The organism is Limnohabitans sp. TS-CS-82 (assembly GCF_002943475.1).
In genome coordinates this window covers 110,573-130,351 of the sequence record NZ_PTQX01000008.1, presented here as the reverse complement: position 1 = coordinate 130,351, position 19,779 = coordinate 110,573, and the positions used below count along the sequence as shown (strand labels likewise).

Annotated in this window: 26 protein-coding genes, 1 tRNA gene and 1 pseudogene; 17 read left to right on the top strand and 11 right to left on the bottom strand. The window is 53.8% G+C overall.

Annotation, left to right across the window (positions count from 1 at the left end; translation table 11 throughout):
• Window positions 1–4 precede the first annotated feature (4 nt).
• Window positions 5–1,078 (bottom strand): McrB family protein, encoded by a 1,074-nt coding sequence (locus C5F52_RS16560; protein ID WP_236657893.1) that lies wholly within the window; start codon window positions 1,076–1,078, stop codon window positions 5–7.
• A gap of 252 nt (window positions 1,079–1,330) precedes the next feature.
• Window positions 1,331–1,606: pseudogene (locus C5F52_RS30425) on the bottom strand (MrcB family domain-containing protein); the annotation flags it as partial.
• 243 nt (window positions 1,607–1,849) lie between these two features.
• Here C5F52_RS30425 and C5F52_RS16555 point away from each other — a divergent pair.
• The gene (locus C5F52_RS16555; protein ID WP_104799465.1) at window positions 1,850–2,101 is read left to right on the top strand and encodes a type II toxin-antitoxin system Phd/YefM family antitoxin; all 252 of its coding nucleotides are present in this window, start codon (window positions 1,850–1,852) and stop codon (window positions 2,099–2,101) included.
• Window positions 2,098–2,352 (top strand): Txe/YoeB family addiction module toxin, encoded by a 255-nt coding sequence (locus C5F52_RS16550; protein WP_104799464.1) that lies wholly within the window; start codon window positions 2,098–2,100, stop codon window positions 2,350–2,352. Before C5F52_RS16555 ends, C5F52_RS16550 begins: the two co-directional genes overlap by 4 nt.
• 30 nt (window positions 2,353–2,382) lie before the next feature.
• Here C5F52_RS16550 and C5F52_RS16545 read toward each other — a convergent pair whose 3' ends face one another.
• Window positions 2,383–3,267, bottom strand: a complete 885-nt coding sequence (locus C5F52_RS16545) for a Bro-N domain-containing protein (protein ID WP_104799463.1) — start codon at window positions 3,265–3,267, stop codon at window positions 2,383–2,385.
• Between the two features lie 121 nt (window positions 3,268–3,388).
• On the opposite strand from C5F52_RS16545, the gene hisI reads away from it, so the two are divergent.
• From hisI to pdxA, 9 genes are read left to right on the top strand one after another with little or no spacing between them, the layout of a single operon-like run.
• Window positions 3,389–3,790 (top strand): phosphoribosyl-AMP cyclohydrolase, encoded by a 402-nt coding sequence (gene hisI / locus C5F52_RS16540; RefSeq protein ID WP_100131678.1) that lies wholly within the window; start codon window positions 3,389–3,391, stop codon window positions 3,788–3,790.
• 19 nt (window positions 3,791–3,809) lie between these two features.
• Window positions 3,810–4,178 (top strand): phosphoribosyl-ATP diphosphatase, encoded by a 369-nt coding sequence (locus tag C5F52_RS16535; protein WP_104799462.1) that lies wholly within the window; start codon window positions 3,810–3,812, stop codon window positions 4,176–4,178.
• Window positions 4,179–4,185: 7 nt separating this feature from the next.
• Complete coding sequence (locus tag C5F52_RS16530; RefSeq protein ID WP_104799461.1) at window positions 4,186–4,542, top strand: histidine triad nucleotide-binding protein; 357 nt, start codon at window positions 4,186–4,188, stop codon at window positions 4,540–4,542.
• Window positions 4,543–4,574: 32 nt separating this feature from the next.
• Entirely contained in the window at window positions 4,575–4,802 is a 228-nt protein-coding gene (tatA, locus tag C5F52_RS16525) for a Sec-independent protein translocase subunit TatA (RefSeq protein ID WP_104799460.1), read from the top strand.
• 20 nt (window positions 4,803–4,822) lie between these two features.
• Window positions 4,823–5,305, top strand: coding sequence for a Sec-independent protein translocase protein TatB (tatB, locus tag C5F52_RS16520; RefSeq protein ID WP_104799459.1), 483 nt, complete (start codon window positions 4,823–4,825; stop codon window positions 5,303–5,305).
• A complete protein-coding gene (gene tatC, locus C5F52_RS16515) occupies window positions 5,298–6,083 on the top strand; it encodes a twin-arginine translocase subunit TatC (protein ID WP_104799458.1) in 786 nt (261 codons plus the stop codon). The genes tatB and tatC overlap by 8 nt, the downstream gene beginning before the upstream one ends.
• 18 nt (window positions 6,084–6,101) lie before the next feature.
• Window positions 6,102–7,244 carry a Do family serine endopeptidase gene (locus C5F52_RS16510; protein ID WP_104799457.1) on the top strand — a complete coding sequence of 381 codons (1,143 nt, stop codon included), beginning with the start codon at window positions 6,102–6,104 and terminating at the stop codon, window positions 7,242–7,244.
• Window positions 7,241–8,011: a Nif3-like dinuclear metal center hexameric protein gene (locus tag C5F52_RS16505; protein WP_104799456.1), complete on the top strand. Its 771-nt coding sequence runs from the start codon at window positions 7,241–7,243 to the stop codon at window positions 8,009–8,011. Before C5F52_RS16510 ends, C5F52_RS16505 begins: the two co-directional genes overlap by 4 nt.
• Window positions 8,012–8,013: 2 nt before the next feature.
• A complete protein-coding gene (gene pdxA, locus C5F52_RS16500; RefSeq protein ID WP_104799455.1) occupies window positions 8,014–9,072 on the top strand; it encodes a 4-hydroxythreonine-4-phosphate dehydrogenase PdxA in 1,059 nt (352 codons plus the stop codon).
• Window positions 9,073–9,075: 3 nt separating this feature from the next.
• Here the strand turns inward: pdxA and mscL are convergent, their stop codons facing one another.
• Window positions 9,076–9,498, bottom strand: a complete 423-nt coding sequence (mscL, locus tag C5F52_RS16495; RefSeq protein ID WP_104799454.1) for a large conductance mechanosensitive channel protein MscL — start codon at window positions 9,496–9,498, stop codon at window positions 9,076–9,078.
• Between the two features lie 149 nt (window positions 9,499–9,647).
• On the opposite strand from mscL, the gene petA reads away from it, so the two are divergent.
• From petA to C5F52_RS16465, 6 genes are all read left to right on the top strand, one after another.
• Window positions 9,648–10,247 carry a ubiquinol-cytochrome c reductase iron-sulfur subunit gene (petA, locus tag C5F52_RS16490; RefSeq protein ID WP_104799453.1) on the top strand — a complete coding sequence of 200 codons (600 nt, stop codon included), beginning with the start codon at window positions 9,648–9,650 and terminating at the stop codon, window positions 10,245–10,247.
• An 11-nt stretch (window positions 10,248–10,258) separates the two neighbouring features.
• Window positions 10,259–11,668: a cytochrome bc complex cytochrome b subunit gene (locus tag C5F52_RS16485; RefSeq protein WP_104799452.1), complete on the top strand. Its 1,410-nt coding sequence runs from the start codon at window positions 10,259–10,261 to the stop codon at window positions 11,666–11,668.
• A gap of 21 nt (window positions 11,669–11,689) precedes the next feature.
• Entirely contained in the window at window positions 11,690–12,445 is a 756-nt protein-coding gene (locus C5F52_RS16480) for a cytochrome c1 (RefSeq protein ID WP_104799451.1), read from the top strand.
• A 98-nt stretch (window positions 12,446–12,543) separates the two neighbouring features.
• Window positions 12,544–13,155, top strand: coding sequence for a glutathione S-transferase N-terminal domain-containing protein (locus C5F52_RS16475; RefSeq protein WP_104799450.1), 612 nt, complete (start codon window positions 12,544–12,546; stop codon window positions 13,153–13,155).
• Window positions 13,156–13,160: 5 nt separating this feature from the next.
• A complete protein-coding gene (locus C5F52_RS16470) occupies window positions 13,161–13,646 on the top strand; it encodes a ClpXP protease specificity-enhancing factor (RefSeq protein WP_104799449.1) in 486 nt (161 codons plus the stop codon).
• Window positions 13,647–13,676: 30 nt separating this feature from the next.
• A tRNA-Thr gene (locus C5F52_RS16465) sits at window positions 13,677–13,752 on the top strand.
• A gap of 183 nt (window positions 13,753–13,935) precedes the next feature.
• Here C5F52_RS16465 and C5F52_RS16460 read toward each other — a convergent pair.
• The 7 genes from C5F52_RS16460 to C5F52_RS16430 all read right to left on the bottom strand — a co-directional run bounded on the left by C5F52_RS16460 (window position 13,936) and on the right by C5F52_RS16430 (window position 19,724).
• Window positions 13,936–14,463 carry a hypothetical protein gene (locus tag C5F52_RS16460; protein ID WP_146100102.1) on the bottom strand — a complete coding sequence of 176 codons (528 nt, stop codon included), beginning with the start codon at window positions 14,461–14,463 and terminating at the stop codon, window positions 13,936–13,938.
• A complete protein-coding gene (locus C5F52_RS16455) occupies window positions 14,460–15,806 on the bottom strand; it encodes a recombinase family protein (RefSeq protein WP_104799581.1) in 1,347 nt (448 codons plus the stop codon). The genes C5F52_RS16460 and C5F52_RS16455 overlap by 4 nt, the downstream gene beginning before the upstream one ends.
• An 11-nt stretch (window positions 15,807–15,817) precedes the next feature.
• Entirely contained in the window at window positions 15,818–16,255 is a 438-nt protein-coding gene (locus C5F52_RS16450; RefSeq protein WP_104799447.1) for a DUF2924 domain-containing protein, read from the bottom strand.
• A 1-nt stretch (window position 16,256) separates the two neighbouring features.
• A complete protein-coding gene (locus tag C5F52_RS16445) occupies window positions 16,257–16,499 on the bottom strand; it encodes a hypothetical protein (protein WP_104799446.1) in 243 nt (80 codons plus the stop codon).
• A 141-nt stretch (window positions 16,500–16,640) separates the two neighbouring features.
• Complete coding sequence (locus C5F52_RS16440) at window positions 16,641–17,030, bottom strand: hypothetical protein (RefSeq protein WP_104799445.1); 390 nt, start codon at window positions 17,028–17,030, stop codon at window positions 16,641–16,643.
• Between the two features lie 161 nt (window positions 17,031–17,191).
• A complete protein-coding gene (locus tag C5F52_RS16435) occupies window positions 17,192–18,028 on the bottom strand; it encodes a hypothetical protein (RefSeq protein WP_104799444.1) in 837 nt (278 codons plus the stop codon).
• A 217-nt stretch (window positions 18,029–18,245) separates the two neighbouring features.
• Window positions 18,246–19,724 (bottom strand): YfjI family protein, encoded by a 1,479-nt coding sequence (locus C5F52_RS16430; protein WP_161499716.1) that lies wholly within the window; start codon window positions 19,722–19,724, stop codon window positions 18,246–18,248.
• Window positions 19,725–19,779 lie beyond the last annotated feature (55 nt).

Here is a 19,779-nt window from a genome sequence, read left to right as displayed (position 1 = left end):
TCGATCAGTTTTCAGCGAAGCTGGTGAAGCCTTCGTCCTTCAGGCGCTTTTGCATACGCTTGACCTTATCTTGTGTCAGGGGCAATTCATGCGCGTCGGCAAACTTGTCCAACGCGTCCAACACGCCAGACAACTTACGTGTAGAGCCGTGCAGCTTAGGCATGAGCTTTTGCATCACTTGCGCGTCCAGCGCATCTTTGTAGTTCCATTTGTCATCGCCGCTCAGCTCGCGGTGAATGGCCACAAACCTTGCAATTTCTTTGGCGCTGCGATAGCCAAACTCGGCACCCACCTCAGCCAGAGGTTCAAACAACTCAACCAAGTTTTCTTGTAACTGTGCTGCCACAGCGGGGTCGAGGCTGGCCTCTGCCTGCGCACGGGCCACAAACGCCTCGGCGTAGTGAGCGCCTTTGCCGTTCAAGTCATTCACGCTGGCTGATGTGGGGGCTGCCAAGAACGCGCTCATCTGATCGACTGACACGCGAAACTCAATCACGTTCGCACGGTCCAACACCTTGGGGCTGAACATGTAGGTCGTCTCGTCCACGTTCACCGTGCCAATGATGAAAACGTTGCGCGGCAAATCTAGGCTAGCTGGTACGTCTAACGTGTCAGCCTTGAGCGTGCCTTGACCATGCAGTGCAAGCTTCGGCTCTGCCGATTCCATGGCCGACAAAAAGTCAGCGAAATAACGCTCCACATGCGAGAGGTTCATCTCGTCAAGAATCAAAAAATGCGGCGCCTTGGGGGTCTTTTGCGCATGGTCTAGCAGCTGCAAAATTCCGCTGGCTGGCACGCAATAGCGCCCCTCATTAATTGCATCTGCATAGCCCAGCAGCGGCTCGTTGTTGGTCCAGTCGGCGCCCACGGCCACCATGCAAACTTGGCTCCTTGGATCTTCCGAGAACCAATAAGCCATCGCTTCGGCAAGTTTGGTTTTGCCAGAGCCAGAGAGGCCTGTGAGAATGACGAAGGGCTTTGTGGCTTGCGCTGCTAGCAATCGATTAATTTGGTTAAGCGAAAAGCTGAGGCCAACTTGGTGGGTTGACTCAAGTAATTGCTGCGTCAGTTCGTCCATCTTTACGCTTTTTAGCTTGCCTAAGTCAGGCGGAATTTGAGCCAACATTTGCAAGAAAAGATGAATGATTTTTAAAAAATCAGCGGCGATTGCTTCTGCGTCAATATTTGAAGAGCAATCAAATTCACTGAGTACTTTCGCGTTTTCATATTTGCTGTGAGGAAAGTAGGAGAGTTGTGCAATGACGTCACTTGGCCATTGAGTGGGCCAATGACCAAATTTCTCAATAGCTGTTTCACTAACACCGTAAGTAACGTAAAGCCGGTTTGTCTCAGTGTGAAAAAGTAAGACTGGATACACACCTTCTACGCTGGCCCCTTGACCGTTTGCTAGGCATGCAAGCCATGGAATATGAGTGCGACTACCTTGCCCAAAGCTGGTCTTTAATTTGAATCCAAGCTCGTCACTGTGGGCTATCAGGCTGGCTGGTATTTCAATCTGCTTGAGATCTGACTGCGAATTCTTTGCTTTTTGAATGAATTTGGCGATGTATTCAGATAAGGCAGACTGCTGAGATGCACTAAACATTTAATTTCTCTTGCGATAAAACTTTAGGGGTAAATGTTAAACGCTAATTTTTTAACTATTCCAGACGACACCCCCCCCCGCTGGCACATTTACTTTTTCGACTGCATAAAGAAAGCCGCACCAATCAGTTGGTCAGATTGAAAGAGTGACATCGCGTGTCCCTGCGTCTTTGTGAACAATGACACCTTCAGCGCAAGCGAGATACTTTTTGTACAATAAGTGGTACATATAAAGAGGTGTTTGATGGATGCAATGACCTACAGCACAGCTCGCGCCAATTTGGCTGGCGTGATGAACCGTGTGTGCGAAGACCACGAGCCTCTGATCATCACGCGCAATGGTGATCAATCCGTGGTGATGCTCTCTCTCGACGATTACAAGGCGTTGGAAGAAACCGCCTATTTGCTGCGCACGCCCGCCAATGCTCGCCGCTTGCTGGCGTCTATTACCCAGCTCAATGCGGGGCAGGCTGTTGAGCGCGAGTTGATCAAGTGAAGCTGGTTTTTGCTGAGCTGGCCTGGGAAGATTACCTCTACTGGCAAAAGCAAGACCGCAAGATGGTGGAGCGCATCAACAAGCTGATTGAGGCTACAGCGCGTGAGCCATTCATGGGCATAGGCAAGCCCGAGCCTTTGAAGCATGCGTTTGCAGGCTTTTGGTCCCGCCGAATCAATGACGAGCACCGCATGGTGTACCGCGTCACAGGCGATCAGTTGGAAATTGCCCAATTGAGGTTTCACTACTGAGCAAGATTGCAAGGCACACGGACAGGTCGCTCACTTTTTTGGCGGCTTTGCTTTTACGTTGGCTTGAGGTTGGGCAGTTAGTACACCCAGATAGTTGATCTTGCTCACCACCTTCTTGCCAGTTTTGGCTTCCAGCGCTTTGCGTGCGTTGCCAGCAATCTTTCCGCCTTCTTTGGCGGATGTTCGGTTTTCATCAAAGCCCAAAGCGTCACTGCGGCGGGCAATCTCGGTGGTGCTTGCTTCGCCCAGCATGGTGAAGATCAGCTCTAGGTCGGTCATGTGGTCGCGCAGGTTGTTGCCAGTTTTGACCACGTCTAAGCCTTTAAGCTGGCTGTGTTCAACAGGTGTTACGCCAAAGGTGGCTCGGGCGATTTCAGCGGTCAGGATGGAATATTCTTTTCCTTCAGCCACGCCACGGGCTTTCCATTCGTCGGTCAGTTCTCCGCGTACCGAGATGGAGCGCAAGCGCTTTTCAATCCACGCTTGTGGGTATCCTTTGGCTTGGTAAAGCTCGCGTGCGCGAGTGCTGGCGAGTTCGGGGTTTTCGATTTCCTTGACCCGCTCGTAGCCCACCTGCGCCAACCAGCGTTTGAATGGTTCGGCCTTAGGTGAAGGGATGGACTGGATGATGCGAAACAGGCCTTCGGTGTTGGCGCAGTTGGTCTTACGCATCTTGCCGTCTGGGGCCAACAGCGCAAGGGGGGTACAAGTTGTCCCCCAGTTGGCATCGAGCGCCGCATCGCGGCTGCGCATCTTTTTGATGTATTGCTTTGGATCGGCAGAGTCGGTGAGTACAACGATGACATCGCTGAGTGCAAACCACCACTCGTCGTTATGCCAAACACGGCGGATGTTTGTTTCTTGAAAAACGGCGATGTGGTTGGCCGAGTCGATATGTGTGGATGTGTTTGGCATGGTGTACCCATCAGAAGGCTGTAATTTTATACAGCGTATTGTTTGAAGCCTATTTTGGGCGTGAGTAAACAACGGGAAATTGCAAAGCTGGGCTTGCCCTACTGGGTAAGATCACCCCCCTATGAATTGGCTAGACAACATCAAATGGGACGACAAGGGGCTGGTGCCCGTGATTGCCCAAGAAAAAGACAGCGGTGACGTGCTGATGTTTGCGTGGATGAACCGCGAGGCGCTGCAAAAAACGGCGGAGTTGAAGCGTGCGGTGTATTTCAGCCGCTCGCGCAACAAGCTGTGGTTCAAAGGCGAAGAGTCGGGCCACGTGCAAACGGTGCACGACATGCGCATCGACTGCGACAACGATGTGGTGTTGCTCAAGGTGACGCAAGAGGGTCATGAGCCGGGCATTGCCTGCCATACTGGCCGCCACAGTTGCTTTTACCAACGCTTAAACCAAAGCTCAGAGGGTACAGAGTGGCAGGCTTGCGAGCCTGTGCTCAAAGACCCTGAATCTATTTACAAATGACGTTTGACAAGCCACTGACATGAGCTCTATCGACACCCTGCAACGTCTGGCCGACGTGATTGAAAGCCGCAAGCCCGCCAATGGTGGCGACCCCGAAAAAAGCTACGTCTCGCGCTTGCTGCACAAAGGGCCTGATGCCTTTTTGAAGAAGATCGGCGAGGAAGCCACCGAGACCGTGATGGCCGCCAAAGACGTGGACCACGGCGGCGACCCCGCCAAGCTGGTGTACGAAGTGGCGGACTTGTGGTTTCACAGCATGATCGCGCTGGCGCATTACGGCTTGACGCCTGCCGATGTGGTCAATGAGTTGGCCCGGCGTGAAGGCCTGAGTGGGCTGGAAGAGAAAGCGCTGCGCAAAGCGCAAGCGCGTGAGTTGTCGGGCGATTGAGGTGGGTATGACAGATCAAAATTGTATTTTTTGCAAGATCATCGCGGGCCAAATTCCCTCACGCAAGGTGTACGAAGACGAAGAAGTCTTCGCGTTTCACGACATCAATCCTTGGGCGCCTGTGCATTTTTTGATCATCCCGAAATTGCACATTCCGTCGATGGCGCATGTCACCCCTGAGCATGAAGGGTTGTTGGGCCGCATGATGTTGCTGGCGCCTAAGCTTGCTATTCAAGAAGGTGCGCGACCTTATCCAGAGGGCGGCTTTCGTATCGTGACGAACACGGGTGCAGAGGGCGGCCAAGAGGTGCATCATTTGCATTGGCATGTCATGGGCGGTGCGCGTCCGTGGCTGCGTGGCTGATTAGAATTCGTTCAGTAATTTAGGAGTTAGACATGGGTTCATTTTCAATTTGGCATTGGCTGATCGTGTTGTTGATCGTCATCATGGTGTTCGGCACAAAAAAGCTGAAAAACATCGGCTCAGACTTGGGCGGTGCGGTCAAGGGCTTTAAGGACGGCATGAAAGATGGCGGTGCTGCCGCTGACGACAAAGCTGCTCCACCCGCTGCTGTGTCTGCTGACAAAACGACGATTGACGTCGAAGCCAAGCAGAAGTCTTAATTCACATTTGATCGCTTGCTTTGATTGACCTTGGTATTTCCAAAATTGCGCTGATCGGCGCGGTGGCGTTGATCGTCATCGGCCCCGAGAAGCTGCCGGGTGTGGCGCGCACCATTGGCACCTTGATTGGCAAGGCGCAGCGCTATGTGGCCGATGTGAAGGCCGAGGTCAACCGTTCGATGGAGCTCGACGAGCTCAAGAAGATGAAAGAGACGATGGAGACTGCTGCACGCGATGTGGAGCAGTCTGTCCACACGGCCAGCAGCGACTTTGAAAAAGACTGGGCCGAGACCACGGCTGGCATCAGCAGCGATGGGTACACGCAAGCGGCTTTTTTGCCGCCGGTGCCGCAATACCAGCATCCCAAAAAGAAATGGCGCCTCAAGCGCGGCTCAACGCCGCATTGGTACAAGGTGCAAAACGGCGTGCGTACCAAGGCGCAATCGAGCGCCGCGCGTGTGGCGCGTTTTCGTCCTGTTGTGAAGCGTTCTGTTGATGTCTGATATTCCTAAAGACGAACTGGCTGGCACTGAGCAGCCTTTTGTGCAGCATTTGATGGAGTTGCGTGACCGTTTGGTCAAAGCGGTCATCGGTGTGGCAGTGGCTGCGGCTGTGTTGGCTATTTACCCCGGGCCCGCTGAGTTGTACGACTTGTTGGCGGAGCCTTTGGTGGCGCAACTGCCGGTGGGCGCCACGTTGATTGCCACCTCGGTGATTTCTCCGTTCTTGGTGCCCTTGAAGATTTTGTTGATGGCGGCTTTCTTGCTCGCCTTGCCCGTGGTCTTGTATCAGGTGTGGGCGTTTGTGGCGCCGGGGCTTTACTCGCACGAGAAGAAGTTGGTGTTGCCACTGGTGGTGTCTAGCACCTTGTTGTTTTTCATGGGGGTGGCGTTTTGTTACACCTTTGTGTTTGGACAGGTGTTCAAGTTCATTCAGAGCTTTGCGCCCAAAAGCATCACGGCTGCACCTGACATTGAGGCTTACTTGAGCTTTGTGCTGACCATGTTCATTGCGTTTGGCATGGCGTTTGAAGTGCCGATTGTGGTGATTGTGTTGGCACGTTTGAATGTGGTGTCGATTCAAAAGCTCAAAGACTTTCGCTCTTACTTCATCGTGCTGGCGTTCATCATCGCGGCCATCGTGACGCCGCCGGATGTGGTGTCGCAACTCGCGCTGGCCATTCCCATGTGTGTCTTGTACGAGGTGGGTATTTGGGCGGCCCAGCTGTTCATCAAGCACACACAGGCGCCTGACGCTGACGACGCCTCTGGCGCGTCTTAACGCATCGGAGGACACCCAATGAAACGTCACTGGTTGTTGTTCTCGCAAGTCGTCACCGTTTTGCTGGCGATTTGGTTTGTGGTGGCGACGTTGAAGCCAGATTGGTTGAACCGTCGCGCTGGTGTGGCGGGCGTCACGTTGCTAGAGGCTGCGCCCAGCACGCCCGGTGCTTTGATGCCGGGGAGTTTGAGCCCTGCGGCCAAGCGGGCGTCTCCTGCGGTGGTCAGCATTGCCACGACGCAGGCCAAGTCGGCCAACCCTCAGTCCAACGATCCGTTGTTTCGCTATTTTTACGGTGATCGTGAAGACGACAGCCCCCAGCAGGGCTTGGGCAGCGGTGTGATCGTCAGCCCCGAGGGTTACATCTTGACCAACAACCATGTGGTGGATGGCGCGGATGAAATCGAAGTCACGCTGAGCGACAGCCGCCGCGTGATTGCCAAAGTGATTGGCACAGACCCCGAAACTGATTTGGCTGTTTTGCGAATTACTTTGGACCGCTTGCCTGTCATTGCCTTGGGTAATTCAGACACGCTCCAAGTCGGCGACAAGGTGTTGGCCATTGGCAACCCCTTTGGCGTGGGGCAAACGGTGACCAGTGGCATCGTCTCTGCGTTGGGGCGCAACCAGTTGGGCATCAACACGTTTGAGAACTTCATCCAAACCGATGCAGCCATCAACCCTGGCAATTCCGGCGGTGCGTTGGTGGATGTGAATGGCAGTTTGTTGGGGATCAATACCGCGATTTATTCACGCTCGGGCGGCAATATGGGCATTGGCTTTGCCATTCCTGTGTCGACCGCGCGGCAAGTGTTGGAAGGCATCGTGCGCGATGGCCAAGTCACGCGGGGATGGGTGGGGGTTGAGCCTGCCGAGTTGACGGCCGAATTGGCAGAGACCTTTGGCCTAAAGCAAACCGAAGGCGTGATCATCATTGGCGTGTTGCAAAACGCACCCGCAGCCAAAGCAGGCTTAAAGCCTGGCGATGTCTTGCTCAGCGTGGCTGGTCAAGATGTGCGCAGTGTGGGTGAGCTGTTGACAGCGATTGCCGCGCTCAAGCCTGGCGAACCCGTCAAGCTGGCAGTGATGCGTCGTAACCAAGCGCTGACCTTGGATGTCACACCGTCCCAGCGCCCTAAAACCAAACCACCAGCCCCATGAGCACCACTTTCGTCATCCGCCAAGATGTGTTGAGCGCGTGCAACACCTTGCTACAGCCTGAGCGTTTCAAAGATTACGGACCCAACGGCTTGCAGGTCGAGGGACGTGCTGAGATTGGGCATATGGTGTCAGGTGTGACGGCCAGCTTGGCCTTCATCGAGGCTGCGATTGCTGCGAAGGCGGATGCCATTTTTGTGCACCACGGCCTGTTTTGGCGCGGCCAAGACGGCAGCGTGACGGGCTGGATGAAGCAACGCTTGAAGTTGTTGCTGGCGCATGACATCAATGTGTTGGCTTACCACTTGCCGTTGGATGCTCACCCGGCTTTGGGTAACAACGCGCAACTCGGATTGCGCTTGGGGCTGGCTGGCGCCCCCGCGTTTGGCGAGCAAAATTTGGGTTGGTTGGCGGAATGTGGCAGCGATCAAGTCTTTAAAAATTCTGATGCTTTGGCGCACAAGGCCGGCAACGCCTTAGGCCGTACGCCTGTGTTGCTTGCGGGTGACGGGCGGGTGATTCGGCGTGTTGCTTGGTGCACAGGCGGTGCGCAAGGTTATTTCGAGGCGGCCATTGCCGCGGGGGCGGACGCGTTCATCACGGGTGAAATTTCAGAACCACAGGCACACATTGCCCGCGAGACGGGGGTTGCCTTTTTGGCTTGCGGTCACCATGCCACGGAGCGCTATGGCGCGCCCGCGGTGGCGGCTCAAGTGGCGCAGCAGCTGGGGCTGACGCATCAGTTCATCGACATTGATAACCCAGCGTGAGCATGTCTAACGCTTTCAAACCTATTGCCCTGACTTTGGGTGATGTGGCGGGCATTGGCCCAGAAATCATTGCCAAGTCTTTTCTTGAAGCGTCCGATCAAATAGCGGGTTGCGTGGTGGTGGGCGATGTGTCGGCCATGCAGCGTGCCATTCAGGTTGTGCATGATGCGCACCCAGATCAGCCGCGTTTGAGCTTGCTGCCTTTGTCTCGGTTGCAAGATTTGCCGCGCGATGTGTCTGCGTTGACGGTGCCTGTTTTGCCAGTGTCGCCAGCGGGTGTTGCGGCGACTTTGCCAGCATGGGGGCGCGTCAGTGGCGTCGCTGGTCAATGGGCGGCCGATGCAGTGACGTGGGCGGCTCACGCAGCCTTGCGTGGCGAGGTCTCGGCCATCGTGACGGCACCCTTACACAAAGAGGCTTTGGCTGCGGCGGGTGTGCCGTTCCCGGGGCACACTGAATTGTTGCAAGCATGCGCGGCCATGCACGCGGGCGTAGCCGTGTCGGACATGCCTGTGCGCATGATGTTGGCCAATGACGAGCTGCGAACGGTGTTGGTGAGCATCCATGTGTCGTTGCGGGATGCGATTGAGGCCGTGACGGTCGACAATATTTTGCAGACGTTACGCATCACCCACGAGGCGCAGTTACGTGCGACGGGCCAAGCGCCACACATGGGCGTTGCCGGCTTGAATCCGCATGCAGGCGAGGGTGGTTTGTTGGGGCGTGAAGAGCTCGACATCATCATTCCTGCCTTGCAGCAAGCGCGTGCCGAGGGTATGTGGGTGAGTGGCCCTTTTGCGCCTGACACGGTTTTCATGCGGGCGAGAAGCACGCCTGACAAGCGGGGCGAGTTTGATGTGGTCATTGCGATGTACCACGACCAAGGCTTGATTCCCGTGAAGTATTTGGGCGTGGACGAGGGGGTGAATGTGACGCTCGGCCTGCCTTTGGTGCGAACCAGTCCAGACCACGGCACTGCTTTTGATTTGGCTGGAACTGGCAAAGCCAGCCCCGCCAGTTTCTTAGCCGCGCTGGCCATGGCGCGCAAGCTGGCGGGATAAGGTTTACTTTTTGAGGCTGTCGCGGATGTCGCGCAGCAACAAGACTTCTTCGCTGGTCACGGGGGCTGGTGCAGGCACTGCTTCTGCTTCACCTTTGATGCGGTTGATTTGCTTGATCATCAAGAAAATGATGAATGCCAAGATCAAAAAGTTCACGGCAACGGTGATGAAGTTGCCATAAGCAAACACCGGCACGCCCGCCTTTTTCATGGCCTCTAAGGTGGTGGCTGTTCCTTCAGGGACAGCGGCCAAAGCGATGAAAAAGTTAGAGAAATCGATCTTGCCAATCACGGCAGAGATCAGCGGCATGATCAAGTCATTGACCGCTGATTCGACGATTTTTCCAAAGGCTGCACCGATGATGACGCCAACGGCCAAGTCCATCACATTGCCTTTGACGGCAAACTCTTTGAATTCACGCAACATACATTTTCCTTTTTGTTAAATATAAAGTTTCTAAAATCTTAACAAGAAATCGACAAGACAGGCAACCAATAAACTGAAAGCATTGGGCAAGAAACGGTCAGCTACAATGCGCGGCTAACCCAACCAGTGACAATTGCTTGAGGAATTCCATGAGTGACACCCCAGTAGACACCAGCAAACGCACGTGGCTTATCGCCTCGACTTGCGCGGGTGCAATGGGCGGCGCAGCAGTTGCTGTCCCGTTCGTAAGTACGTTTCAACCTTCTGAACGAGCAAAAGCCGCTGGCGCTGCCGTAGAGGTTGATATTTCGGCGATGAAGCCAGGCGAAAAGATCACTGTCGAGTGGCGCGGCAAGCCTGTTTGGGTGGTCAAGCGCACACCTGAGCAGCTTGAGTCGTTGAATAAAACAGAATCTCAGCTGGCTGACCCGAAGTCGGAGCGCAAGCCCGACGAGTTCACGCCCGTGTACGCACGCAATCAAGCCCGTTCGATCAAACCCGAAGTCTTCGTGGCTGTGGGTATTTGCACGCACTTGGGTTGCTCGCCGTCTGACAAGTTCCAAACCGGTGCCCAGCCTTCATTGCCCGATGATTGGAATGGCGGCTTTTTGTGCCCTTGCCACGGTTCTACCTTCGATATCGCAGGTCGCGTGTTTAAGAACAAGCCCGCACCTGACAACCTCGAAATTCCGCCTCACATGTACCTCTCCGACACAAAGTTGTTGATCGGTGAAGACAAGAAAGCCTGATAGGACGCACCATGGCTGAATTTAAAGAAATCTCTGCAGACGCCAGCGCTGGCGCCAAGCTGCTCAATTGGGTGGACAACCGCTTTCCAGCTTCCAAGCTGTACAAAGAGCATTTGTCTGAGTACTACGCACCCAAAAACTTCAACTTCTTCTACTTTTTTGGCTCGCTGGCGCTGTTGGTGCTCGTGATCCAAATCGTGACTGGTATTTTCTTGGTCATGCACTACAAGCCAGATGCCGCCTTGGCGTTTGGTTCTGTGGAATACATCATGCGTGATGTGCCATGGGGTTGGTTGATTCGCTACATGCACTCCACAGGCGCCTCTGCGTTCTTTGTTGTGGTTTATATGCACATGTACCGCGGCTTGATCTACGGTTCATACCGCAAGCCACGCGAGTTGGTGTGGGTGTTCGGTTGCGCGATCTTCTTGTGCTTGATGGCCGAGGCGTTCATGGGCTACTTGTTGCCATGGGGCCAGATGTCCTATTGGGGCGCTCAAGTGATCGTGAACTTGTTCGCTGCTGTGCCTTTCGTGGGTCCCGACTTGGCTTTGCTGATTCGTGGTGACTACGTGGTGGGCGATGCCACCTTGAACCGCTTCTTCAGCTTCCACGTGATTGCTGTGCCTTTGGTTCTGTTGGGCTTGGTGGTTGCGCACATCATTGCGTTGCACGAAGTGGGTTCGAACAACCCCGATGGTGTGGAAATCAAAGGTCCTAACGCACCGAAAGATGCGAATGGTCATCCTTTGGACGGTATTCCTTTCCACCCCTACTACACCGTGCACGACATCTTGGGTGTGAGCGGTTTCTTGTTGGTGTTCACCGCGATCATTTTCTTCGCGCCTGAATTCGGTGGTTACTTCCTCGAATACAACAACTTCATCCCAGCGGACCCATTGAAGACACCGTTGCACATTGCACCCGTGTGGTACTTCACGCCCTTCTATTCGATGTTGCGTGCGATCACCAGCGAGATGATGTATGCCTTGATCGCTTGCGTCTTGGCTGGTGCGTTCTTGGGTGCAACCCGTGCCAAGTTGGCTCCCATGTTCAAGGCTGGCATCGTCGGTGCTGCTGTGGCTGTGACCTTGATGATGCTCTCCATTGATGCGAAATTCTGGGGCGTGGTCGTCATGGGTGGCGCTGTGGTCATCTTGTTCTTCTTGCCTTGGTTGGACAACTGCGCGGTCAAATCGATCCGCTATCGTCCTGACTGGCACAAGTACATGTATGGCGTGTTCGTCATCAACTTTGTGGTGTTGGCTTACTTGGGTGTGCAACCCCCATCAGCCATCGGCGAGCGCGTGTCACAAGTGGGTACCTTGTTTTATTTCGGTTTCTTCTTGTTGATGCCTTGGTGGAGCCGTTTGGGTCAAACCAAACCCGTGCCTGACCGCGTGACATTTGCTGCTCACTGAGATTCACGGAGAACATAAACCATGAAAAAAATTATTCTCAGCTTGGCATTGTTTCTCGGTGTGGTGTCGGGTGCGCAAGCATCTGGCGACACCATCGCTTGGGACAAAGCGCCTAACAAAACCAACGATCTGGCTGCATTGCAAAATGGCGCCAAGATCTTTGTGAACCATTGTTTGAACTGCCACTCGGCGGCGTTCATGCGTTACAACCGATTGAAAGACATTGGTTTGACGGAGCAGCAGATCAAAGACAACTTGTTGTTCACGACTGAAAAAGTCGGCGACACCATGAAGGCCAACATTGATCCTAAGCAAGCCAAAGAGTGGTTTGGCGCTAACCCGCCTGATCTGACTGTGATTGCGCGCTCACGCGCGGGTCATGGTGGCACAGGTGCGGATTACCTCTACACCTATATGCGCACGTTCTACCGTGACGAAACCAAAGCAACCGGTTGGAACAACTTGGTTTTCCCGAACGTGGGCATGCCCCATGTGTTGTGGGAATTGCAAGGTGTGCGTCGTCCTATTTATGACACCGTGGAAGAGCATGGTCACGAAGTTCACGTCTTCAAAGGCTGGGAACAAGTGACACCAGGCACCATGACGCCACTTCAGTACGACCAAGCCATGGGTGATCTCGTGGGCTACCTGCAATGGATGGCTGAGCCCGCTCAAAATACCCGTGTTCGCATCGGTGTTTGGGTCTTGATGTTCTTGTTGTGCTTCACGTTCATCGCGTGGCGCTTGAATGCTTCCTTCTGGAAAGACATCAAGTAATTCAAGCCAATTCGACAGTGGGCGTGTCGCGCCTGCTGTCACCTCACGGAGTGACAGGTCAGCCTGTCACTCTTTTTGATTTTTAGGAGTCGCCCATCATGATGGTGCTTTATTCGGGAACCACGTGTCCCTATTCTCATCGTTGCCGTTTTGTCCTGTTTGAAAAAGGCATGGACTTTGAGATTCGCGACGTCGACCTCTACAACAAGCCCGAAGATATCAATGTGATGAATCCCTACGGTCAGGTGCCAATCCTGGTCGAGCGCGATTTGATCTTGTATGAGTCGAACATCATCAATGAATACATCGATGAGCGTTTCCCGCATCCACAACTCATGCCCGGCGATCCTGTGGACCGTGCGCGCGTGCGCTTGTTCTTGTTGAACTTCGAAAAAGAATTGTTCACCAACGTCACTTTGTTGGAAGCTCGCGGCGTGAAGCCGAACGACAAAGCGCTGGAAAAAGCACGCGCTCACATTCGTGACCGTTTGACGCAGTTGGCCCCCGTGTTCTTGAAAAACAAGTACATGTTGGGTGATAACTTCTCCATGCTTGACGTGGCCATTGCGCCTTTGTTGTGGCGCTTGGATCACTACGGCATTGACTTGTCAAAGAACGCAGCGCCGTTGCTCAAGTACGCAGAACGCATCTTTTCGCGTCCCGCCTACATTGAGGCATTGACGCCGTCTGAAAAGGTCATGCGCAAGTAATTACTATGTTGAACGCCCCTGACGCTACATCGACCCGACCGTACCTCTTGCGTGCTTTGCATGAGTGGTGCACTGATAACGGCTACACACCTTATGTGACTGTGTTGGTCGATGAAACCGTTCAGGTGCCGATGGAATATGTGAAGAACGGCGAGATTGTGTTGAACGTGAGTTATGACGCCACAAGCGGCATGACGCTCGGTAATGAGTTCATTGAATTCAAAGCGCGCTTTGCAGGCAAGCCCCGCGAAATCATGGTGCCTATTCACCGTGTGCAAGCGATTTATGCCAGAGAAAACGGACAAGGTATGGCGTTTCCAACGTCCGCCTTGCGTCCCTCTGATGTGACGGCAACGTCGCCTGTTGCCGCTGCGCGACCTGCATTGAGTTCGGTCGATTCTTCACGCACGGTTGATGCGCAAGACGACACGGATGGATCGCCAACGCCACCCACAAATCCAACGCGTCCAACACTGACTCGCGTGAAATAAGCACTCGAAATCGGTTAGAATATTGTCCATGCCGCTTTAGCTCAGTTGGTAGAGCACCCGCCTTGTAAGCGGTAGGTCGTCAGTTCGATTCCGACAAGCGGCACCACTTGAAAAGCCTCGATATCCTCGAGGCTTTTTCTTTTGGTGCGAAGCCCCAGTGTGTGCGGGGTTCGAGCAGGGGATGCGTTTTCACACCCCTCACACATCCAAGCAAAAAGGGCTGCCATGCAGCCCTTTCTCGTCTCTGTTCTCTGTTTTGCGTTGGTCGTCCCCCTTTGAGATGCCCTATCTATGCGGCTTTGCGAGCATCGTGTTTGGGCTCAGAGGTGGTGAGCTCAGGCGATTTGAACTTCGTGGATAAACCCGCGATTAAGGCCTCTTGTTCCTCCCAGCTGTCTGGCAGTTGCTTTCGCATAAAGAACTCAAAGGAGAGGCCTACAGGCCCCTTAGCGCAGGCAACTCGCTCGGCGATAGAGGGCGACAAACGCGCCAGTTTCAAGATCTTGTGCACACGCACCTTGTCCATCCCTTCGGCGCGCGCAAGCTCAGTCATGTTGGCCACACGCCCCGTGTCGATGAGATGCTGCCAATAAACAGCTCTACCCAACGCTTTGATGAGCTTGGCATCCAAAGTCGCCTGCCACGGTTTGGCATTGGCTCTGGGGTCTTCATCTTCAGGGCTGATGATGACCTTGGTTGAATGGTGGCGCTCAATGCGCATTGGAATGACAGTTGTGAGTCGAAGCCCTTCCTTCTTCCCACCACGGACCGTCTTCGCGTTGCCCATCTGGCTCAGAATCGTTTTGACTCGGTTCATGCTTGCTCCATTTCTGCCAACTCAGCGCCGATGCTGTTGGGCGCAAGCTCACACGACAGTTGCAACCAGCCTGAGTGCAGCCAATCAATCTCAATCGCTGTGTCTGTGATTTGGACACGTTCGATGAGCAAACGAACAATTCGAATTTGCTCTTGCGGGAACATCTCAGACCACATTTCGCCCATGTTGCGCATCGCCAAGAGCACGTGCCCTTCATCAATGTCTGGGTGCTGCTTACGAATCTCATCCCAAACCGCTTGGATGGATTCAGGCGATTGCAATGCGGCGACGACATGCTTGATCACGATTCCTTCAATCTGTGAGGCCGTAATCAAACCGAACCCATCTGCGGTTTTTCCAAACCGCACGGTGTGCAGGTCTTGGTAGTACTGATAGCGGTGACCGCCATTGGCTTTCTTAACAGTGAAGCCGGGTGTCATGCGGTGACCGTTCGGTGCGAACAACAACCCACGCAACAGCGCTGGTGGGTTGTGGCGTGATTGTGCCAACGAGCGCAGATCGGAGGGTTCCAGATCCAATATTGGGCGCACCGCATCCACCATCTCTTGGGTGACGATTGCATCGTGCAGACCCGGATAGGTTTTGCCCTTGTGAGCCATCAAGCCTTGATACAAGGGATTGCGCAAAATCGCAAAAATGGACTGTCGCGAATACGCTTTGCCCTTGCGTGTCTTGATGCCCTTTTGTTCAAGTGCTTGCAACACATCAACAGTGCGGCGCACGCGGGCGTACTCTTCGAAGATGAAGCGTATGACTTCGGCCTCTTCTGGAATCACCCACAGCTTGCGGTTTTCAACACGGTAGCCCAGCGGTACCGCGCCACCCATGAAGATGCCTTTGGCCTTGCTGGCCGCAAACTTATCGCGGATGCGCTCGCTGGTGACCTCGCGCTCAAACTGAGCAAATGACAGCAGCACGTTGAGCATCAAGCGCCCCATCGATGTTGCCGAGTTGATTTGCTGGGTGACCGCACTGAAGCTCACCTTGTGCTCATCAAACACTTCGACCATCTTCGCAAAGTCAGCCAGCGAGCGTGATAAGCGATCGATCTTGTAGACCACGATCATGTCGATGCGACCTGCTTTGATGTCTTTGAGCAGACGCTGCAGGGCAGGGCGCTCCATATTGCCGCCTGAGTAAGCTGGATCGTCATAGTCATCTTTGACTGAGATCCAACCCTCATGGCTTTGGCTCTTGATAAAAGCGTGACCAGATTCTTTTTGAGCATCAATGGAGTTGAACGCTTGGTCCAGACCTTCATCGGATGAGACGCGGCAATAGACAGCGCAGCGCTTGGGTTTTATTTTTTGAACTTCATTCATGTTGTTGCCTTTCAATCTTTGACTAAACCAAAAAACTTAGGACCCGACCATTGGGTGCCGGTGATGTGTCGTGCTGCAGCACTGAGACTCTTGAACTCTTTGCCATCGAGTTCGAAGCGACCTTCGGGTGTGACGGTCACGCGATATGAGTTGGGGCCAAAGTCACGCACAAATACCGTGCCGGGAAGTACTTCATGCAAGGGGTAGATGCGGTTGCCCAACTTGGATTGGCTTTCACCCAAACGCATGAGGCGGCGTTTGATATCAGGAGTCATGCCGCCAAAGGCTTGCTCCTGAATCTTGTAGGCAAGGCGCGAGCTGAGATAGTCACGCGTTGTGGTGGTGGGACGTTTGGCGTAGAACTTGTCCCACATCAGCCAGAGCTCTTTGATGGGCATGGTGCGCAACGCTGCGACTTGGGAGATGACCGATGGTGTTGTTTGTTCCATCTCAGTCCTCCCAGATGCAAGTGGCATCGAGCGTGATCCACAACCGTGCGTCAGAGGGCGTTGCCATCTCACGTACGGCAAATCCGGTTTCTGAGTTCACGCCAGATTTGTGGGTGAAGACATAGTGCTGACCATCGTGGCTCAGCAGGTAAGGGCCGACGTCATCGAAATCGATGTCGACGGACATCAGGCCGCGAGACCTGTTGTTGGTGTCAGTCACATGGACCTGGTGGGTAGTTGTCATGAGGGGCTCCTTCAATGGTTTATTTACGGGTCTCTATGAACGCTCTGTTTGGGCCAGAAGCCAAGTCATAAATTGCTATTCGCCCATTAAGAAGCGGGCGATTTGCGCAATTCGGACAGCCTGTGGCCGATACCGGGCGACTTAGTGAACAACTCCCTTGCCGTGACCGCTGGTTCCGTAGGTCACCACCTCGCCTGTATCGGGATGTGTCATCAACATGAATGCGACTTCACCATCCCAATAACCGCACACCACGAACGTGTCGCCATGCCCGCTGGGCATCAACCATCCGGTTAGGCCTTCGGGTAAGTTGTGAAGGTCCATGGGCGTGTGAAGAATCCATGGCGCGTGTTCATTGCACAGGTGTTCGAAGTAGTTTGTAAAACTTGGTGTCGCGATTTCTGTGTAATCAAGCGGAATCCATTCGATGGACAGGCCCGTCTTGAACCAGTTGATGACGAGGTTTTCCATCTGCTTAGGAGTGGGTGCGTTGGGCATCGGTGACGCCACGGTGTCTGTTGTTTCTTTCATGTTCGGTCTTTCAAAAATTAGGGGTTGCCGGTTTTCTGCAATGCCTTTCACAGTCAGCACCGGCGGGCTTTACGTCGCATGGCTCTAAGGAGTGGTGCAAGTGCGCAACCAAATGCACCAATGGATGACAGCTATGCCTCGCCTCGCTGTCATCCAAGTTCTTATGAGGTAGATGACTCGGATGCCAGTTCGGCCTCCACTGCATCTGACAATTCAGGCGGTATGTCGATCACATAAGAATCCGACTGATTGGTGTGTCCAGCTTCATGTTTGGTGATGGCGGCTCGGGCGATCAACTTCATCACTGGTAGCAAAGCCTCGCGTGAATCAATCTCGGCCACCAGCGCTCGGTTGACGACAAGGCTGCGATGCAGTTCGCGATGCTTGAGAGGAAGAGATGCAAGCTCTTTGCGCAGCAGCTCCTGTTTGGCTTTGAGCTCTTTTTGCGTGACCTGTGCAATGCGCAACTCGACATCCAGCTTGGAAAGCGATTCAGGGGTCACGAAGTCACCTTCTAACTCAAGCATCGATTGCGCAGCTACCTGGGTCTCTTGCAAGATGCGTTCTTCAAGAACGGTGATGCGCTCGTCAAATTTCTCGATCTGGGTTTGTGTCTTTTCAGACGTTGCATTCAGTTCTGCCTCATGACGTGCAAGCGCCGCTATCTCGCCCTTGACCTTTTTCAGGTCCTCTGGCGCATTGACCGTTGGTAACAAATCCATCACTTGCGAATTCAAATGACGCAGATGTATCTCAAGCGTTTGAACTTGTGATTCAGCATGGTTGAGATGCGCCAGAACCTGACGATCGGCAGGACTGGAGCGAGACAGCTTTGAAGCTTCGAGCATTTCCTGATAAGCCGTGTTTCGTTGCAGATGGTTTGCCTTTGCCGTGGCCAGGTCGGTGGTCGTGCTTTCGACCTGGCGTGTCAAAGCGTCGTATTTGCTTTTGATGCCGTTGTAATAAGCGCCAGATTTTTTGAACGGGTTTAGTTGCATGTGAGTCCTTTCGGGTTTGGGTTGAGTTGTGTTGAATCAAGTTGTGCAAGTGCCTCCTCTTGGATAGAGGGAACGCTGGGAGGCTGAGCGTTGGAAACGGTGTGGCTTTGCGATTCGCAAAGATTCGCAAGCTTTCGCATTGGGGTGAGGCCAGTAGCCATGCGGGTATTCGCGGGATTCGCAAAATTCGCAAGGTGCAAAGCTGAAATCTGTTTTTTCATCGGCGCACCACCAGCTCGAACGCTTCTTTGGCGCGTGGGTGAACCGCCGGGGTAACCCAGCCGTGTTCCATCAAGACGCGCATGACTTGCCGTGCAGTATTGGCGCTGCGTATGGCAGCAGGACCATTGCGGTAAATCTCGGTGAGAGAGATGGCGCGGTTGGGGCCGAGTTTTTCTCTCAGCCAGCTCAAGAGCTCTTGGGCCAGACGCAACTCTGGTTTGACCTGACCAGCGCCCCACAACCGCAATGCCTCATCGAGGTAATGCAGCATCAGGTGCAAAGCGCGTGCAATGTGGTCTGCCTGTATTTGGCTCACACCTTCAAACACAGCAAACGTCCCAGCCAAGCGGGCAATGTGTTCTGGTGCCTTGCTGGCTAAAGCACGTACACCGGCATAGCAACCGTCTTGCCCGAGCTGGGCTTCCAAGTCGTTGTAAATGGCAATCCAGTCACGTTTGGCTTGTGGTGACAGGAACAAAAGTGGAGGCTCCAGCTCGTGTTCACTTTTCAGCGGCCATGGATTGGTCAGTAGCGCTTGCACCCTTTGGGCATAAGCTTGATAGGCCATGTCTTGGCTGAGATCCGCTTCCACATAGCTGCGCATGCCAGCTGTGGATTGAGGGAAACTGGTCAGGCAGCGAGCCAGAAATCCCTGCTCACGTGCCAGCGGGTCTGCCAAGAGGCTGGTTGCAACGGCGGGTTGGACCATCAAGTGAAGACTTAAGCGGCGACCGTAATAGCTGCCTGAGCCATCACCTACGCGTACACGGTCAAACTCACCCCGGTCCCACAATCGCGAGAGGGTGGTGAGGGTGCCCAGTCGTTTTTCAGGTGACATGGCAAACCCACCTAAGAACTGCCCGCCTTCATCATTGATCAGACCAATGGATGGCAAGCCAATGATCAATTGACGTTGAATAGCTTCGGTACTGGGTTCAGACACGATCAACAACGGCATGACTGGCGCACAAGGTTTTTCTAATGCGAGAAGCTGCGTTTGACGATCTTCGGAGCTGAGTTTCTTGTCGCTCAGAATTCGCTTGGTTGTGGTTTCATAAATCTCCATTTCTTTTTCATGGGTGGTTCTGTCTTGTTCGTAGGACTGCATGCGTTGCTTTTGATGAGTCCGTACGCCAGCCAGCGCCCAACCATCTGCAGCAGACTTACGTTCACCCGATTCACCCAAGGTCAAGAAATATTCAGACAGGGGTGAGACACGTCCATCGATACAGACGTTTGCGTAAGGCTGTGCCACCTGGTTCATTGCCGCCAAGATGGATTGACCAATCAAGGCAGGGGGTGCTTGAACAACCGTGTACATGGCTTGCACCACGGCAGCACCAATGGATCCCAATGCATCTACGGGATAAGACGAAGCAGGGGGTAACTCACGCGCCAAGGGCAACGGCTCAATGTTTGGGCCTTTGGCCCATTCGGGCGGCTGTGGGTGATGAATGGGATGACCTAGCTTCATGCATGCTCCCATTCAAGTGAGCAGCACATGGTCAATTTCGTGATTTCAGGATGAC